General features: G+C 70.7%; 12 protein-coding genes and 1 tRNA gene. 7 read left to right on the top strand and 6 right to left on the bottom strand.

Features of this window, described 5'->3' with window-relative positions; all coding sequences use genetic code 11:
• Positions 1 to 17: 17 nt before the first annotated feature.
• From gltX to FB455_RS21285, 3 genes are all read right to left on the bottom strand, one after another.
• A complete protein-coding gene (gltX, locus tag FB455_RS21295; RefSeq protein WP_145754762.1) occupies positions 18 to 1,427 on the bottom strand; it encodes a glutamate--tRNA ligase in 1,410 nt (469 codons plus the stop codon).
• Between the two features lie 122 nt (positions 1,428 to 1,549).
• Positions 1,550 to 2,827 (bottom strand): MFS transporter, encoded by a 1,278-nt coding sequence (locus FB455_RS21290; protein ID WP_145754759.1) that lies wholly within the window; start codon positions 2,825 to 2,827, stop codon positions 1,550 to 1,552.
• Positions 2,824 to 4,137 carry a GH1 family beta-glucosidase gene (locus tag FB455_RS21285; RefSeq protein ID WP_145754918.1) on the bottom strand — a complete coding sequence of 438 codons (1,314 nt, stop codon included), beginning with the start codon at positions 4,135 to 4,137 and terminating at the stop codon, positions 2,824 to 2,826. Before FB455_RS21285 ends, FB455_RS21290 begins: the two co-directional genes overlap by 4 nt.
• A 202-nt stretch (positions 4,138 to 4,339) precedes the next feature.
• Here FB455_RS21285 and FB455_RS21280 point away from each other — a divergent pair, with 202 nt between their 5' ends.
• Entirely contained in the window at positions 4,340 to 4,786 is a 447-nt protein-coding gene (locus FB455_RS21280) for an SRPBCC family protein (RefSeq protein ID WP_013287829.1), read from the top strand.
• Positions 4,787 to 4,924: 138 nt separating this feature from the next.
• On the opposite strand, the gene aceE is transcribed toward FB455_RS21280, so the two are convergent.
• Positions 4,925 to 7,669 carry a pyruvate dehydrogenase (acetyl-transferring), homodimeric type gene (gene aceE, locus FB455_RS21275; RefSeq protein ID WP_013287828.1) on the bottom strand — a complete coding sequence of 915 codons (2,745 nt, stop codon included), beginning with the start codon at positions 7,667 to 7,669 and terminating at the stop codon, positions 4,925 to 4,927.
• Between the two features lie 189 nt (positions 7,670 to 7,858).
• On the opposite strand from aceE, the gene FB455_RS21270 reads away from it, so the two are divergent.
• Positions 7,859 to 8,263 carry a secondary thiamine-phosphate synthase enzyme YjbQ gene (locus tag FB455_RS21270; RefSeq protein WP_030271630.1) on the top strand — a complete coding sequence of 135 codons (405 nt, stop codon included), beginning with the start codon at positions 7,859 to 7,861 and terminating at the stop codon, positions 8,261 to 8,263.
• A 41-nt stretch (positions 8,264 to 8,304) separates the two neighbouring features.
• On the opposite strand, the gene FB455_RS21265 is transcribed toward FB455_RS21270, so the two are convergent.
• The gene (locus tag FB455_RS21265) at positions 8,305 to 9,948 is read right to left on the bottom strand and encodes an alkaline phosphatase D family protein (RefSeq protein ID WP_071098160.1); all 1,644 of its coding nucleotides are present in this window, start codon (positions 9,946 to 9,948) and stop codon (positions 8,305 to 8,307) included.
• Between the two features lie 186 nt (positions 9,949 to 10,134).
• On the opposite strand from FB455_RS21265, the gene FB455_RS21260 reads away from it, so the two are divergent.
• From FB455_RS21260 to FB455_RS21240, 5 genes are all read left to right on the top strand, one after another.
• Positions 10,135 to 10,605 carry a MarR family winged helix-turn-helix transcriptional regulator gene (locus tag FB455_RS21260; protein WP_145754756.1) on the top strand — a complete coding sequence of 157 codons (471 nt, stop codon included), beginning with the start codon at positions 10,135 to 10,137 and terminating at the stop codon, positions 10,603 to 10,605.
• A 62-nt stretch (positions 10,606 to 10,667) separates the two neighbouring features.
• Positions 10,668 to 13,136, top strand: coding sequence for a transketolase C-terminal domain-containing protein (locus FB455_RS21255; RefSeq protein ID WP_486481562.1), 2,469 nt, complete (start codon positions 10,668 to 10,670; stop codon positions 13,134 to 13,136).
• 110 nt (positions 13,137 to 13,246) lie between these two features.
• Positions 13,247 to 13,681 (top strand): DUF3052 domain-containing protein, encoded by a 435-nt coding sequence (locus FB455_RS21250; RefSeq protein ID WP_013287823.1) that lies wholly within the window; start codon positions 13,247 to 13,249, stop codon positions 13,679 to 13,681.
• An 81-nt stretch (positions 13,682 to 13,762) separates the two neighbouring features.
• Positions 13,763 to 14,230 carry a peroxiredoxin gene (locus tag FB455_RS21245; protein WP_145754751.1) on the top strand — a complete coding sequence of 156 codons (468 nt, stop codon included), beginning with the start codon at positions 13,763 to 13,765 and terminating at the stop codon, positions 14,228 to 14,230.
• Between the two features lie 83 nt (positions 14,231 to 14,313).
• A tRNA-Val gene (locus tag FB455_RS21240) sits at positions 14,314 to 14,388 on the top strand.
• 626 nt (positions 14,389 to 15,014) lie between these two features.
• Here the strand turns inward: FB455_RS21240 and FB455_RS21235 are convergent.
• Entirely contained in the window at positions 15,015 to 16,166 is a 1,152-nt protein-coding gene (locus FB455_RS21235) for a replicative DNA helicase (protein ID WP_186466428.1), read from the bottom strand.
• Positions 16,167 to 17,100 lie beyond the last annotated feature (934 nt).

Genomic DNA, 17,100 nt, shown 5'->3' with positions numbered 1-17,100 from the left:
GGGCGCCGTGCCGCGGCTCAGACCAGGCGTACGCGGGCGGCGCGCAGCCGGGTCAGCGTACGGTCGCGGCCGAGCACCTCCAGCGACTCGAACAGCGGCAGGCCGACGGTGCGCCCGGTGACCGCGACGCGTACCGGCGCCTGCGCCTTGCCCAGCTTCAGCCCACGCTCCGCGCCGACCGCCTCCAGCGTGGCCTTCAGCGACTCGGCGTCCCAGGACTCCAGCGCCTCGAACGCCACGATCGCCGCGTCCAGCAGGTCGGCGGCGCCCTCCTTCATCGCCTTGGCCCATGCCGCCTCGTCGATCAGCGGGTCGGCCAGGAACAGGAAGTCGACGTTCGGCACGATCTCGCTGAGCACCGCGATCCGGGTCTGCGCCAGCGGGACCACCGCCGCGAACGCGGCCGGGTCGAACTCGTCGGGCTGCCACGGCGGCGGGGCGATGGTCTCGGTGCCGGTGAGCCACGGCCGGCACGCCTCGACGAAGTCCTCCACCGGCAGCGCCCGGATGTAGTCGCCGTTGAACGCGCGCAGCTTCTTCTCGTCGAAGAACGCCGGGGACGGGTTCACCTCGTCCAGCCGGAACTCCTCCTCGATCACCGACCAGGGCACGATCTCCCGGTCGCCCGACGGCGCCCAGCCCAGCAGCATCAGGTAGTTGCGCATCGCGTCGGCGAGGTAGCCCTCGTCCCGGTACGCCTCCAGCGCGACCTTGTCCCGCCGCTTGGACAGCTTCTGCCGCTTCTCGTTCACCACCACCGGCACGTGCGCCCAGATCGGCGGCTTGACGCCGAGCGCGTCCCACAGCAGCTGCTGCTTCGGGGTGTTCGGCAGGTGCTCCTCGGCCCGGATCACGTGGGTGATGCCCATGCTCATGTCGTCGACCACGTTCGCCAGCAGGAACACCGGGGAGCCGTCGCCACGGGCGATGACGAAGTCCTCGATCAGCTTGTTCTCGAACGTCGGCTCGCCGCGGACCAGGTCGACCACCACTGTCTCGCCCTCGTCCGGCGTCCGGAAACGCAGTGCCCGTCCCTCGCCCGGCTCCAGGCCGCGGTCCCGGCAGAAGCCGTCGTAGCCGCGCTGCTGCGGGCCGGTACGCGCCTGCACGTCCTCGCGGGTGCAGTCGCAGTAGTAGGCCCGGCCGCCCTCGTACAGCCGCTGCGCGGCGGCCCGGTGCTCGCCCGCGTACGAGGACTGGAAGTACGGGCCCTCGTAGCTGCCCCGGGCGATGCCGATCCAGTCGAGCGCGGACAGGATGCCCTCGGTCCACTCGGGCCGGTTACGTGCCGCGTCGGTGTCCTCGATGCGCAGCACGAACACCCCGCCCTGCTGCTTGGCGAAGATCCAGTTCTGCAGCGCCGAACGGGCGCCGCCGACGTGGAACATACCGGTCGGGGAAGGGGCGAAGCGTACACGTACCGTCACGCCCCCCAGCCTACGGCGGGCCGCGAGGGGTTAAGGAAGGGCCCCTTCTTAACGTCTCCGGAGGTGAAGGGGCCCCTTCTTAACACTCGCCAACACGCGCTGACACGCGCGGCCGGCGGGCGTCACGGCACGGAGCGGATCTTCACGACCAGGGCGCTGCCGAGCAGGGTGACCACCGCGGTGACCGCGTACAGCGTCGGGTAGCCGCCGAGGTGCACGACGATCGGCGCGGACAGCGCCGGCCCGAGCACCTGCGGCGCCGAGTTGGCGATGTTGATCACGCCGAGGTCCTTGGCCCGGTCGGTCGCGGCGGGCAGCACCTGGGTGATCAGGGCCGCGTCCACCGACAGGTAGACGCCGTAGCCCGCGCCGAGCAGCAGCGCCGCGACGATCGCCATCGGCCAGGTGGGAGCCGCCGCCAGCAGCACCGCCGCCACCGCCATGATCAGCCCGGAGGTGATCACGAAGACCTTGCGCCGGCCGGAGCGGTCGGACATGCGCCCGGCGACCACCGCGGTGAGCATCATGCCCAGCGTGTAGAGCAGGATCAGCACCAGCAGGGAGCCCTCGGGGTCGGCCACCCGTACCCCGTCGGTGAGGAAGTAGAGCAGGTAGAGCGTGCCCAGCGCGTTGCCGGTCTGCACCAGGAACCGGGTGAACCACGCCCAGGCGAAGTCGGGGTGGCGGCGCGGGCTGATCCACATCGAGGCGAACAGCGAGCGCAGCCGCAGCGGTGAGCGGTGCTCCCGGGGCAGGTGGTCGTCCTGGGTCAGCAGCGCGAACGGCAGCGACAGCAGCAGCACGGCGAGCGCGATCGCCGCGTACCCGGCGGCGTTTCCGGTGACCACGGCGGTGACCAGCACCGCGCCGAGCACCAGACCCAGCGCCTGCGGGATGCCCACCCAGCCGGACACGCCGCCGCGCTGCGCCACCGGCACCCGGTCCGGGATCGCGGCGGTGAGGCTGGCCAGCATCGCGTTGAAGCAGACCTGCGCTGCGACCCAGGCCACCGCCACCCCGGCGATGGTGTTCTGCCGGGCCAGCAGCACCAGGGCGAGCGCGCCGATGACCGCGCCGAGCGCGGTCCAGACGTGGCGGCGGCCGAAGTGGCGGTTGGCCAGCCGCAGCGAGGTGCGGTCGGACAGCGCCCCGGCGAGCGGGTTCGCCAGCACCGCGGCGAGTGCGCCGATGCCGGTGACCAGCGCCAGCATGGCCTCCTTGTCGGCCGGGGCGATCCGTTCCACCTGCTGCGGCAGCAGCACCTGGATCGGGGTGAAGAACGCCATCCAGACGCCCAGGTTGGCCGCGAAGATCAGCGCGATCCAGCTCCGCCGTACCGGGACGGTCGGCTCCGCGAGCGCCGCCGGCAGCGAGGCCGGCGTCGGGTTCACAGTGGTCACCGCCGGACCAGATCCCGGAACCAGGTGTACGACGACTTCGGCGTCCGCCGCTGGGTGTCGAAGTCGACATGCACCAGGCCGAACCGCTTGGTGAAGCCCTCGGCCCACTCCCAGTTGTCCAGCAGCGACCAGACGAAGTACCCGGTCACCGGCACGCCCCCGGCCATCGCCTCGCGCACCGCGCGGATGTGCCCGTCCAGGTACGCGATCCGCTCCGGGTCGTGCACCCGGCCGTCGGCGTCCGGCGCGTCGTCGTACGCGCAGCCGCTCTCGGTGACCTGGATCGGCGGCAGCGCGTCGCCGTACCGCTCGTGCAGGAGGAGCAGCAGCTCGCGCAGGCCGTCCGGGGCCACCGGCCAGTCGAACGCGGTACGCGGGTAGCCGTCCAGCGGCACGATCTCGAACGGCAGCGGCGAGCCCGCTTCCGGTGCCCGGATGCCGGTCGGGTTGTAGTAGTTGACGCCGAGGACGTCGATCGGGGCGGCGATCACGTCCAGGTCGCCGTCGCGTACCACTGCGGGGTCGGGGCCGAGCGCGTCCGGGTAGCCGCGTCCGAGCAGCGGATCGGTGAACAGGCGGTTGTGCAGCGCGTCGTACGCCGCGGCGGCGGCCCGGTCCGCGTCGGTGTCGCCAGCCAGGCGCACCGGGGAGTAGTTGTTGGCGATCGCCACCGGGGACGTGCTGCGGGCGCGCAGCGCGGCGACCGCGAGACCGTGCCCGAGGAGCTGGTGGTGGGCCACCGGGAAGGCGTCGAACAGCAGCGTGCGGCCCGGCGCGTGCTCGCCCATGCCGTGGCCGAGGCTCATGTGGATGAACGGCTCGTTGAGCGTGATCCAGAGCTTCACCCGGTCGCCGAGGCGGGCCGCGGTCAGGTCGGCGTACTCGGCGAAGCGGGCGGCGGTGTCCCGGTTGAGCCAGCCGCCGGCGTCCTCCAGCGCCTGCGGCAGGTCCCAGTGGAACAGCGTGGCGACCGGGTCCACACCGGCGGCGAGCAGTCCGTCCACCAGCCGGTCGTAGAAGTCCAGCCCCGCGGCGTTCGCCGGGCCGGTGCCCGCCGGCTGGATCCGGGGCCAGGCGATCGAGAACCGGTACGCGGACACCCCCAGCCCGGCCAGCAGCGCGGTGTCCTCGGCGTACCTGTGGTAGTGGTCGCACGCCTGGTCGCCGGTGCTGCCGTCGGCGATCCGGCCGGGGGAGTGGGCGAACGTGTCCCAGATGGACGGACCACGCCCGTCGACTGTGGTCGCACCCTCGATCTGGTACGCGGAGGTGGAGACCCCCCAGCGGAAGCCGGCGGGGAACTCGGGCATCGGCGCGGTCGTCAAGTCACCCTCCAGGAACGTGAAGCGTGCTCGCGACTCTAGGGCTCTGCGGACCGACGCGCCATAGGCCGAGATGACTGGGTGACGCAAGGGAGTTCGGCGTGTCTTTTCCGAACCCGTCCGCTTAAGTCCGATTTACACATAGAGTGCCAAATATCGCGGATGTGATTTAAGTGGGGGAAAGATACTCATGATCCTCGTGGAACGAAGCGCGCACGTGGCGGCGCCGGTGGATGTGGTCTGGGACGTCGTGCAGCGCGCCGAGCAGCTGCCGGCCTGGCTGGCGGGAGTCCGCGCGGCCGAGGTCCTGTCCGGGGAGGGATTCGGGCGGCGGCAGCTGGTCCAGGCCGGACGCGGCGCCGCGCACGAGGCCGAGGTGATCGCCTTCCAGGAGCCGACCCTGATCGGCTGGCGCGAACGCGCGAAGGGCGCCGGCGCCCGGGCCGAGGCGCGCACCGAGATCTACGTCCAGCTGACCCCGGACGAGGAGGGTGGCGGCACCGTCGTACGCCTGATCGTCGTGCGGTGGCCCGCCGGACCCGTCAAGGCGGCCCTGCTCCGGCTCGGCCTGCGCCGGGTCGGCGCCGACCTGGAGGACTCGCTGGCCCGGCTGACCGACCTGGCCGCCGTCGGCTGACCGAGCCCGTCCCGGCGTCGCCCGCGATGGTGACGGCCCGGCGTTCCCGCCAGGGACGCCGGGCCGTCGTCGTCTGTGCCCGAGGTGTTAAAAAGGGGCCCCTCCTCTACCGGAGGCGTTAAGAAGGGGCCCTTCCTTTCAGCTGTCGCCGCCGGTCTCGCCGACCGGGGCGGCGTTGACGTCGTCCAGCGCGTACTTGCGGGCCGCGTCGGCCGGCACGTGCGCCGGCACCACGCCGCGCAGCGCGAGCTGGCGCAGCGTCGCGACCGCCACCGACTCGGCGTCCACGTGGAAGTGGCGGCGCAGCGCGTGCCGGGTGTCCGACATGCCGAAGCCGTCGGTGCCGAGCGAGGTGTAGTCCCCGGGTACCCAGCGCGCGATCAGGTCCGGCACCGCGCGCATCCAGTCGCTCACAGCGACCTTCGGCCCGTCGGCGTCGGCCAGCTTCCGCGCGATGTACGGCACGCGTGGCTCCTCGCCCGGGTTGAGCAGGTTGTGCTCCTCGCACTCCACCGCGTCGCGGCGCAGCTCGGTCCAGGACGTCACCGACCACACGTCGGCGGACACGCCCCAGTCCTCGGCGAGCAGCTGCTGGGCCTTGAGCGCCCACTGCATGCCGGTGCCGGAGGCGAGGATGTTCGCCTTCGGCGCGTCGTCACCGACCTGCGGCGCGGGGGAGTAGCGGTGGATGCCCTTGAGGATGCCCTCGACGTCCACGCCCTCCGGCTCGGCCGGCTGGAAGATCGGCTCGTTGTAGATGGTGAGGTAGTAGAAGATGTTCTCCTGCGCCTCGCCGTACATCCGGTGCAGGCCGTTCTCCACGATGTGCGCCAGCTCGAAGGCGAACGCCGCGTCGTAGGAGACCACCGCCGGGTTGGTGGCGGCGAGCAGCAGCGAGTGGCCGTCCTCGTGCTGGAGGCCCTCACCGTTGAGCGTGGTCCGGCCGGCTGTCGCGCCGAGCACGAAGCCCCGCGCCATCTGGTCCGCCGCCGCCCAGAACCCGTCGCCCGTGCGCTGGAAGCCGAACATCGAGTAGAAGATGTACAGCGGGATCATCGGCTCGCCGTGGGTGGCGTACGCCGTGCCCGCGGCGGTGAACGAGGCCACCGAACCGGCCTCGTTGATCCCCTCGTGCAGGATCTGGCCGGTGGTCGACTCCTTGTAGGACAGGAACAGCTCCCGGTCCACCGAGGTGTAGCGCTGGCCGTGCGGCGAGTAGATCTTCTGGGTCGGGAACAGCGAGTCCATACCGAAGGTACGGGCCTCGTCCGGGATGATCGGCACCCAGCGCTTGCCGAACTCCTTGTCCTTCATGATGTCCTTGAGCAGGCGGACGAACGCCATCGTGGTGGCGACCTTCTGCTTGCCCGACCCGCGCTTGACGTCGGAGAACCGCTCGGTGCCCGGGATGGCCAGCGTCTTGCGCGCGGTGCTGCGCGTGGGCAGGTAGCCGCCGAGCTGCTGACGCCGGTCCTTCAGGTACGCGATCTCGTCGGACTTCTCGCCCGGGGTGTAGTACGGCGGGAGGTACGGGTTCTCCTCCAGCTGCTTGTCCGGGATGTCCAGATAGAGGCGGTCGCGGAAGAGCTTCAGGTCCTCCAGCGTCAGCTTCTTCATCTGGTGGGTGGCGTTGCGGCCCTCGAAGTGCGAGCCGAGCGTCCAGCCCTTGATCGTCTTGGCGAGGATCACCGTCGGCTGGCCGGTGTGCTCCATCGCCGCCTTGTAGGCCGCGTAGAGCTTGCGGTAGTCGTGGCCACCCCGCTTGAGGTTCCAGATCTCGTCGTCGGACAGGTGCTCGACCATCTTGCGGGTCCGCGGGTCGCGGCCGAAGAAGTGCTCCCGCACGTACGAACCGGACTCCGCCTTGTAGGTCTGGTAGTCACCGTCGGGCGTGGTGTTCATCAGGTTGACCAGCGCGCCGTCGGTGTCCGCGGCGAGCAGCGGATCCCACTCGCGGCCCCAGACCACCTTGATGACGTTCCAGCCGGCGCCCCGGAAGAACGCCTCCAGCTCCTGCATGACCTTGCCGTTGCCGCGGACCGGTCCGTCCAGGCGCTGGAGGTTGCAGTTGATCACGAAGGTGAGGTTGTCCAGCTCCTCGCGGGCGGCCACGCCGATCGCGCCGAGCGACTCGACCTCGTCCATCTCACCGTCGCCGAGGAACGCCCAGACGTGCTGCTGGGAGGTGTCCTTGATGCCGCGGTGGTGCAGGTAGCGGTTGAACCGCGCCTGGTAGATCGCGTTCAGCGGGCCGAGGCCCATCGAGACGGTGGGGAACTCCCAGAAGTCCGGCATCAGTCGCGGGTGCGGGTACGACGGCAGCCCGCCGCCGGGGTGCGACAGCTCCTGCCGGAAGCCGTCGAGCTGGCTCTCGCTGAGCCGGCCCTCCAGGAACGCCCGCGCGTACATGCCGGGGGAGGCGTGACCCTGGTAGAAGATCTGGTCACCGCCGCCCGGGTGGTTCTTGCCCCGGAAGAAGTGGTTGAAGCCCACCTCGTAGAGGGACGCCGAGCTGGCGAACGTGGAGATGTGCCCACCGACGCCGATCTCCGGGCGCTGCGCCCGGTGCACCAGCATCGCGGCGTTCCACCTGATGTACGCCCGCAGCCGCCGCTCGACGTGCTCGTCACCCGGGAACCACGGTTCGCGCTCCGGCGGGATCGTGTTGATGTAGTCGGTGGTGGTCAGTGACGGCACCCCGACCTGCCGCTCGCGGGCCCGCTCCAGCAGGCGCAGCATGACGTACCGGGCTCGCTTTGTCCCGCGCTCGTCGATGACACCGTCGAGTGACTCGACCCATTCGCTGGTCTCTTCAGGGTCGATGTCCGGAAGCTGGCTCGGCAGACCAGCGGTGATCACCGGGCGCTTGCGTTCCGTAGCCACAGGCGTTCCCTCGGTTTCGTGTGGGATAGGTCTCTAGCGCCATCCTGCCCCCTGGTGGCGTGTGCCGTCACCTCTCCCACCCCCAGACGCGACGCTGAACACAGGTACCCATCAGTAACTTTGCGCTATCACCGGATGCGCTATCGGCGGGCGGGGCGGTGAACCGGGCACTGCGGCAGAATGCGCCGTATGCGCAGTGAGGTGATCACCGTCCGGACCGGCTCCCGGCCGACCGTCCGGGACATCACGAGCGAGGCCGAGCGGTTCGTGTCCGGGGCCGGCGACGGCCTGCTGCACGTCTTCGTCCCGCACGCCACCGCCGGGCTGGCGATCATCGAGACCGGTGCCGGCTCCGACGACGACCTGCTCCGGGCGCTCGACGACCTGCTCCCCACCGACGACAGGTGGCGGCACCGGCACGGCTCGCCCGGGCACGGCCGCGACCACGTGCTGCCGGCGTTCGTGCCGCCGTACGCGACGCTGCCGGTGCTCGGCGGGCGGCTCCAGCTCGGCACCTGGCAGTCGATCTGCCTGGTCGACACCAACGGCGACAATCCCGACCGTCAGGTGCGCTTCTCGTTCCTGGCCGGCTGACCGGCCGGGCCGGGCGTGCGACGCCCGGCCCGGCCGCGCCGTCACGGGCGGACCGTCTCCGCCTCCACCGTCTGCCGGCCCTGGTCGACGCCGGGCGCGGCGGTGCGCGCCGCGGCCGGCGGCCGGTCGTGGGTCAGGTTCAGCCCGGGTACGCGGTCCTCGATCACGAACGTGGCCCGGGTGTACGCGGGCGCGTCCGGCCGGCTCACGTACGGCAGCACGTCGAAGTCGGCGGTCAGCTCGGTCGGGGTGATAGTGGTGCGGACGTACCCCCGAAGGTTGTTCTGGAAGCGCAGGTGCGGGTTGAACGCCAGCCACGGGTGCGAGCCGGTCGGCGAGTCGGCGCCGTCCCCGGTCGAGGTGATCGACGAGCAGACCAGCTCGCTGCCGACGGTGCGCGAGGTCGGGTCGGCGTAGTCCAGCTTCAGGTCGCTGGCCCAGTGCGCGTGCACGTCGCCGGTGAGCACCACCGGGTTGCGCACCCCGGCGGCCGTCCAGCCCCGGGTGATCCGGTCCCGGGATGCGACGTACCCGTCCCAGGCGTCCATGCTCGTCACCGTCAGCGGACCGGAGTTGTTGTCCCGCTGGGCGAAGAACACCTGCTGGCCGAGCAGGTCCCAGCGGGCCTCGGAGCGGCGGAAGCCGTCCAGCAGCCACGCCTCCTGCGCGGCGCCGGTGATCGAGCGGGCCGGGTCGGACGCCTCGGCGCAGCTCTTGTAGCCGTCGCCGCACGCCTGGTCGTCCCGGTACTGCCGGGTGTCGAGCATGTGGAAGGTGGCCAGCCGTCCCCAGCGCACCCGCCGGTAGAGCTGCATGTCGATGCCGCGCGGGATCGAGGTGCGGCGCAGCGGCATGTTCTCGTAGTACGCCTGGAACGCCGCCGCCCGCCGTGCGGGGAACTCCGGGTCGGGCGCCTCGGGCACCTCGTCGGCCCAGTTGTTCTCCACCTCGTGGTCGTCGAAGACCACCACCCAGGGCGCGACCGCGTGCGCCGCCTGGAGGTCGGTGTCGGTCTTGTACTGGGCGTGCCGCTGCCGGTAGTTCGCCAGCGTCCGGGTCTCCGGGCCCTCGTGGTCGCGCGGGTTGCCGCCGGGGACGTTGTACGTGTCCTTGGCGTACTCGTACTGGTAGTCGCCGAGGTGCAGGATCAGCTCCGGCTCGGTCTCGGCCAGCCGCCGGTACGCGGTGAAGTAGCCGTGCTCGTACTGCGAGCAGGAGGCGAAGCCCATGGCGAGCGCGGAGGGCATCGACCACGGCGCCGGGGCGGTGCGGGTGCGCCCGGCCGGGGACGCCCAGCGTTCGGCCCGGAACCGGTAGAAGTACTCCCGTCCGGGCAGCAGGCCGTCCAGTTCGACGTGCACGCTGTGCGCGGACTCCGGCCGGGCCAGCCGTACGCCGCGGCGCACCACGTGCCGGAAGCGCTCGTCGGCGGCCACCTCCCAGGACACCGGCACGACCCGCGACGGCATGCCGCCCAGGCCGTCCTCGGCAAGCGGCTCCGGCGCCAGCCGGGTCCAGAGCACGAAGCCCTCGTGGTCCGGGTCGCCGGAGGCCACGCCGAGCGTGAACGGGTCGCGGCGCAGCGGGCCGGGCGACGCGGCGGCCGCGACCGGCAGGCCGGCTGCCGCGCCGGCGGCGCCGAGCGCCGCGCCGCTGAGCAGGATGGTACGTCGGGACAGAGCCACGGTTTTCCTCCCCGGAGTCCGGTTCGTCGACTCCCGGCAGCCTCACGGACGTCGATGGCCGTCAGGTGAAGGGCGGACGACCGGCCGGGAATTTCCGCCGAACAGCGCTTCATGATCGGCAATCGGTTGCAGGAGGTGCCTGACCGTTCGGCTGATCGAAGATCGACTCGCCCATACGATGATCGGATGGCGCAATCCACCGTTCCCACCGTCCGTGACCGGGCGGACCTGGCCGGGGAGACCGTGCGCCGGATCCTGCACGTCGCCGCCGCGTTGCGGCACCACCAGGACGAGGGGATCGCGGCACTGGGCCTCACCCCGGCGGTCGCCCGGGCGCTGCACGAGCTGGACCCGGACCGCCCGCTCCCGGCCCGTGACCTCGCCGAGCAGCTCGGCTGCGACAGGTCCAACATCACCGGCCTGGCCGACAAGCTGGAGCAGGCCGGGCTGGTGGAACGGCGTACCGACCCGGCCGACCGGCGGCAGAAGGCGCTCGTGGTCACCGGGCGGGGGCGGCAGGTACGCGACCGGGTCCGCCAGGTGATGTCGGACTCCCGACTCCTCGACGCCCTGAGCACCGACGAACTGGCCACACTGCGGGACCTGGTGCTCAAGGTCTCCGACGGAGGCTGCCCGCAGGAGTGTGGCCAGGTCTGAGCCACGCCGGGCGGAACGTGTCCGAGTGGGCGAGGCGGGCCCGAGTCGGTAATGCTGTCCGCGTGACCACCCCGCACGATCTCGACGACCGGCTCCGAGCCGAACTGGCCGCGCTCGGGGCGCCTGACCAGCGGCGCGACCTGGGCGAACCGCTGCCCGACGGCGGTGCGTTGACCGGGGCGCAGGCGTTGGCCCTGTTCGACGCGCAGCTGACCAGCCGGCTGCTCGACCTGGCCGGGCGGTGGCTGTCGGGCTTCGGTGAGGGGTACTTCACTGTCGAGTCGGCCGGTCACGAGGGCGACGCCGCGGTGGCAGCCGCGCTGCGGCCGACCGATCCCGCGCTGCTGCACGCCCGCTCCGGCGCGTTCTACTGCCTGCGCGCCGCCCAGGCCGCCGGCGCCTTCCCCGCAGCCCCGCCGGACCTGCCGCCCGCGACCGGCGCCGACGCCCCACCCACCACCCCGGAACCGGGAAGATCTTGGAGCGAAAGCGCCCCTCCGGGGGCCGTTTCCTACCAAGATCTCGACGGGCCGGGCGCGGGGGAGACGGAGGCGGGGAGCCTCCCCGTGGGCGCCGGGATCGTCGTGGACGCGGACGGGGACGCGACTGTCGTCGTACCCGATCTGCCGCAGCCCGCGCCCGACGACGCGTTCGCGGCGGCGGCGCGCGACGTGCTGCGCGGCATCGTCGCCTCCGCCGAGGAGCCCGCGGCCGGCGGGCGGGCGAAGGTCTTCGGCCGCGCCGACCTGGCGGTCGTGCCGACCACCTCGGCCGCCGGTTCGCACCTGCCGCGCGCCGTCGGCCTGGGGCTGGCGCTGGAGCGGCTGCGCCGCGGCGCGCGGCCCGCCGACGGCGAGGCCGAGGCGGCGCCCTGGCCGGCCGACGCCGTGGTGGTCTGCGCCTTCGACGACGGCGCGGCCGACCACGCCGCGGCCACGGCCGCGCTGAACACGACCGGCTGGTACGACCACACCGGCCTGCGCATCCCGGTGCTGTTCGTCTGCGCCGACGGCGGCGCCTCCGCCGAGGGCTGGGTGGCCGCCACGCTGCGGGCCCGGCCCGGCATCAGGTACTTCGCCGCCGACGGCACGGACGTGGCCGCGACCTACCGGGTCGCGGCGGAAGCGGCGGAGTGGGTACGCCGCCAGCGCCGGCCCGCCGTGCTGCACCTGAGCACGGTCCGCCTGATGGAGCAGGGTGACGGCGACGCGGCCCGCGACCCGCTGCTGGCCACCGCGCGGCTGCTGGTGACCTCCGGGTACGCCAGTGGCGAGGAACTGCTGGCCCGCTACGACGAGCGGGGCTGGCAACTGCGCCGCGTCGCCGAGGAGGTGCTGGACGAGCCGAAGCTCGCCTCCCCGGTCGAGATCGTGCGGGAGCTGGCGCCGCGCCGGCCGGTGCGGGTGTCCCGCGCGGTCGCCGAGGCGGCGGCGCACGCGGCCGGGCCGGGCGCGGGAGCGCGGGCGGAGGCGTTCGGCGGCAAGCCGCCGGAGCTGACCGGCCCGCTGACGCTGGCGCAGAGCATCAACGCCGCGCTCGCCGACGGCATGCTCGACCACCCCGGGACGGCGGTTTTCGGCCACGACGTGGCCGCACAGGGCGGGGTGTACGGCGTGACCGAGGGGCTGCGGGACCGGTTCGGGGCGGCGCGCGTGTTCGACACGCTGCCGGACGCGACCTCGATCCTCGGGCTCGGGCTCGGCGCCGGGCTGGCCGGTCTGCTGCCGGTGCCCGAGATCCGCCACCTGACCCTGCTGCACGGCGCCGAGGACCAGCTCCGCGGCGAGGCGGCCACCATGCGGTTCCTGTCCCGGGGCGCGTTCCGCAACCCGATGGTGGTGCGGGTGCCCGGCCTGGCGAGCCCGGAAGGACTCGGCGGCCACGACCGCAACGACGACTCGCTGGGGGCGTTGCGGGACGTACCGGGGCTGGTGGTGGCCGTGCCGGCCCGGCCGGACGACGCCGCGCCGATGCTGCGGACCTGCCTGGCGGCGGCCCGGGTGGACGGCAGCGTCTGCGTGTTCGTGGAGCCGATCGCGCTCTACCACGTGCGTGACCTGTACACGGACGGTGACGACGAGTGGACCACCGAGTACGCCGAGCCGGGCGCCTGGGCGGACCGGCACGTGCCGATCGGGCGGGCCCGCGTCTACGGGATCGGCTCCGCCGAGGACCTCACCATCATCACGTTCGGTAACGGGGTGCGGATGTCGCTGCGCGCCGCCGCCACGCTCGCCGAGGAGGGCGTGGGCAGCCGGGTGGTGGACCTGCGCTGGCTGGCCCCGCTGCCGGTGGCCGACATCATCAGGGAGTCCTCGGCGACCGGCCGGGTGCTGGTGGTGGACGAGACGCGGCGAACCGGCGGGGTGGGCGAGGGCGTCCTGTCCGCGCTCGTCGACACCGGGTACGTGGGCGCTGCACGCCGCGTAGCCGCACTTGACTCGTTTGTACCATTAGGTCCGGCTGCCCGTCAGGTTCTGGTCTCCGCGGAAGCCATCACCCAGGGTGCCCGTACGCTGCTGGCACGGTAAATTCCGTTCCACCCGGTGCGCCACTTGCGCGGCGAGCCGCAACTGTGTGGACTGAGCCCGACGGTGTCACCCGACGCCACGAGCAGGGATAGATGAGGAGGCACTCGACAGTGAGCGCGACCGCTGGCCAGGCCGACGGGGTACGCAGCCTGGCGGACCGGTTCGGTATCGAGCCGGGCATGGTCGTCATGGAGATGGGCTACGACGACGACGTCGACACCGATCTCCGGGACGCCCTGACCGACCGCTGTGGGGAACTCGTCGACGAGGACACCGACGAGGTGGTCGACGCGGTTCTGGTCTGGCACCGCGACGGCGACGGTGACCTGTTCGAGCTCCTCGTCGACGCCCTCGGGCCGCTCGCGGACAACGGCGTGGTCTGGCTCCTGACCCCGAAGGCCGGCCGCGACGGTCACGTCGAGCCGAGCGAGGTCGCGGAGAGCGCGCAGACCGCCGGGCTCCAGCAGACCTCCACCATCAACGCCGGCCGCGACTGGAGCGGGGCCCGCCTCGTCATGCGTCGCGGGTCCAAGAGCAAGAAGTAGGGCGGCGCCGCACACCCGGCGGCCGCGGTCGCCGGGTGTGGCAGGCTGATCATCTCCAGACCCGATCCCGAGGGAGCACGCATGCCCATCGAGGTTGGCGCCGAGGCGCCCGACTTCCTGCTCAAGGACCAGAACAACCAGGAGGTCCGGCTCTCCGACCTCCGCGGTCGCAAGACCGTGCTGCTGGTCTTCTACCCGCTCGCCTTCACCGGCATCTGCCAGGGCGAGCTGTGCGAGGTGCGGGACAACCTCAACGAGTACGTCAACGACGACGTCCAGGTGCTGACCGTCAGCGTCGACTCCGTGTACGCCCACAGGATCTGGGCCGACCGGGAGGGCTACCAGTTCCCGCTGCTGTCCGACTTCTGGCCGCACGGCGCGGTGGCGCAGGCGTACGGCGTCTTCAACGACGTCGCCGGCATCGCCAACCGGGGCACCTTCGTCATCGACAAGGCCGGCGTGGTCCGGTTCGCCGAGATGAACATGCCCGGCGAGGCGCGCGACCAGCAGGGCTGGCGCAAGGCGCTGGCCGAGGCCGTCGCCGCCTGAGTCCCACACCCCAGGCACGTCGTTGCGCGGGGCCGGAGGCGGGCAGGTAAGCTGGCCGCTCCGGCCCGCCGTACGGGCGTTCCGGGCGCGTAGCTCAGTGGGAGAGCACTCGCCTTACAAGCGAGGGGTCGCAGGTTCGAAACCTGCCGCGCCCACCACCCACCAGCAGTGAAAACCGCCCCGAGAAGATCATTCCTCGGGGCGGTGACAGCAACGCTGACAGCAATAGGGTCTATGACAGCCGTCCATCGAGCTTGCCGAGCGCCTGACGCATCGCGTCAAGGCGGCCCTGAACGGGCCGCACGCGCCGCCGCCTGGGCGCGCGTCCGTCGCTCCGCTGGCGCTCCGACTCCGGCCACGCAACACGCCCGGCGTCTGGCGCGGAGAGCGGGAAGCCCAAGGGGCCGCCGCAGAACGACAGGCCGTTGACCGATGGGGTGGTGGGCCGGCAGCCGGCCGGGCCGCGCGGCCACGAGCCCGCGCGGCGTAGGGGAGCGCACGCCGGCCGCGTCGGCGAGCTGGCGGCGGTTGCGGGGCTGCGGTTACTGCGCCTCCGGCGGGGGCGCTCGGGCTCCGAGATGGTTGCAACCCCGTCGGCGCGTTGCGGTCCGTGGGTGAGTGCGCGGGCCATCCCGCCTGCCACCGACCCGGGCCAGCCGAGCAGACCACCGCCCGACCCCCCAGCGTCCGACTGTGCGTCAAGGTCCGCTTGACGTGGCGGGCCCGGCCCGCTCCCCAGTAGGGCGGGTCGACGGCAGACGGGGATGGCGAAATTGCTCCGGCGCTAGAAGGGCATACCCGCTTCAGGCTCGGGTTCTGAATCAGAATGCGTTTCCTGATCGGACTCGTCGGGACCGAGGTGAGGGCTTGGCCAAGCCAAATCCACGAATCGTGAGAGATGAAGCTGGCCAGCAACTGTGATGGTATCGGTAGGTCCCTCTCGGTGCTTGCATACGATCAGATCTACCTCTCCCGCCCTGGGTGACATGAGGTCGTAGTAATCGGGCCGGTGAACCGCAATTACTACATCCGCTTCTTCGTCGATTCCGCCTAGCTCGTCCAGTTCGGGTGGGCCAGACGCCCGATCGTCCACGCCATGGCCAACCCCGCTTACGGCGACGATCGGCACATGCAGCTCCAGGGCGAGAAGCTTGAAAGCCCTCGACATCTCACGGAGTTCTCGTCGCCGCAGGTCGTCTTCTTGATGGCTCATCAACTGCTGGATGCTATCTATAACCACAAGTTTGACGTCATAATCTGCGACCACGCGCCTTACTTCTCTCGTGACGGTGGCAATGGAAGGAGCGTATCCGTCGTTGATGAAGAGCGGTGCTTCGCCGATTTCTTGGAGCCCGCGAGCAAGTTTATCCCAGTCCTCGTCGGAGAGCATCGCGGCGCGAAGGACATGCAGTGCAATGCGGGTCTCGGCTGAGACGAAGCGCCGCAAGACTTCTGTTTTGGTGAGTCGGAAAGACATTAACAGGGCGGGCAATCCGCGGCGTGTGGTGGCGGAGCGGCAAATGTCGAGCGCGAATGTTGACTTCCCAATGGCGGGACGGCCTGTAATCACTACGAACTGGCCGGGCGATATCCCAGCGCCCAGAAGTATGTCGAGGTCGGTGAACCCGGTGGGAACCCGGGTAAAGGATGGGGTGCTGACCTTCTCCAAGTTGTCAAGAAATTCAACGAAGAGATCTGATATGGACTCAGTCGTCTGCTCGGGCGGCTGCGGCCTGCTGTCTATCGAGTCTTCAGCGTCAGGCTTTGATGATCCTGGTCGAATGCCAACAAGGGGTGGCTCCTTCGGCTCGGTCGATCCTTGCTGCTCATTTCGGGCCGCAATCCAGAGCGGACGAAAATCTTCAATGTTTCCATTAAGTTGCTCAACGACTAGTTCAAGTTGGCCCCACGTCGGGAGCTTCGTACACCGCAACACGCCATGAACAGTGGTGTGGCTAACGGCTTTCCCTGTCCGATTAGAGATAGTTCGGGTGCTTGGTGCGCCATTGTGTATATGTAAGCGTTCGATGCTATGCCTTAGTGCGCTAAGGGCATCGCCGGGAGGTGGTTCGGGATCAACCGCAAGGTGTTCTTCCATCGTCCTTACAGGATCGAGGCGCTGTAAGAATTTGTAAAGCTTCGTACCTTGATCGTCACGATGCGTAGAACCGTGTCAGCCGCTTCGGTTGACATATGAGGCTTGACGAGGCGAGCGAAAAGCTGGGCTCAGTCGTTCGCCCTCCGTCGCCACTACCTTGTGTAATCGGCGGCAGCGACGTATAGCAACAGGGGTGGTGGAGTGCGAAGGGCCTGCGGCATGGCGAAGAGTGTCGGTTACGGAGTAGCCGGCCGCTAGGTACGGCGAACGTGAGCGGCTGAGCGGCAGGCCCGAGATCAAGGCGGGCACCCGGGGGTAGGAGCCCCGGGGCCGCCGTGGCAGTCGCGTTAACCAATGTCCGAGGCAAGGACGATTACACGAGGAGAACGAAGACCCGGTGACTACCGTAACGAGAAGTGCGGAGCCGCACCAGAGCAGGGGCACTACCAGCACCGAGACTGTCCTGATCGCGGCGCTCATGTCGGTCGTGATCATGTCCATCGGGGCGCTGGTCTACTTGGTGAAGATCAGCGCCGACATGGGGTCGGTCGCCCCGGTGGCGATCTCGGCGATCAGCGCAATCGCGCTGGCAGCGATCAGCGCCATCGCAGTGGTGCTCCGCAGGCGACCTCCACGCAATCGGAGGTAGCTCGGTGGCATGAGCGGGTTGTCTTTGAGGTCGCGTCCGCGCTGGTGGTGTAGGAGACGGCCATCGCGTGATCCGGTCTGATGTTATGCGGCGATCGAGGTCGGGTCGGTCTGGTCGGTGGCG

Source organism: Micromonospora sp. CNZ296 (assembly GCF_007827635.1).
The sequence above is the reverse complement of the archived record's forward strand: the minus strand, read 5'-3'. Positions and strand labels throughout refer to the sequence as shown.

Coding starts and splice junctions, on each gene's coding strand:
- FB455_RS21285 (WP_145754918.1), bottom strand. CDS start 4,137: ATGCCCGAGTTCCCCGCCGGCTTCCGCTGGGGGGTCTCCACCTCCGCG.
- FB455_RS21280 (WP_013287829.1), top strand. CDS start 4,340: ATGATCCTCGTGGAACGAAGCGCGCACGTGGCGGCGCCGGTGGATGTG.
- FB455_RS21270 (WP_030271630.1), top strand. CDS start 7,859: ATGCGCAGTGAGGTGATCACCGTCCGGACCGGCTCCCGGCCGACCGTC.
- FB455_RS21260 (WP_145754756.1), top strand. CDS start 10,135: ATGGCGCAATCCACCGTTCCCACCGTCCGTGACCGGGCGGACCTGGCC.
- FB455_RS21245 (WP_145754751.1), top strand. CDS start 13,763: ATGCCCATCGAGGTTGGCGCCGAGGCGCCCGACTTCCTGCTCAAGGAC.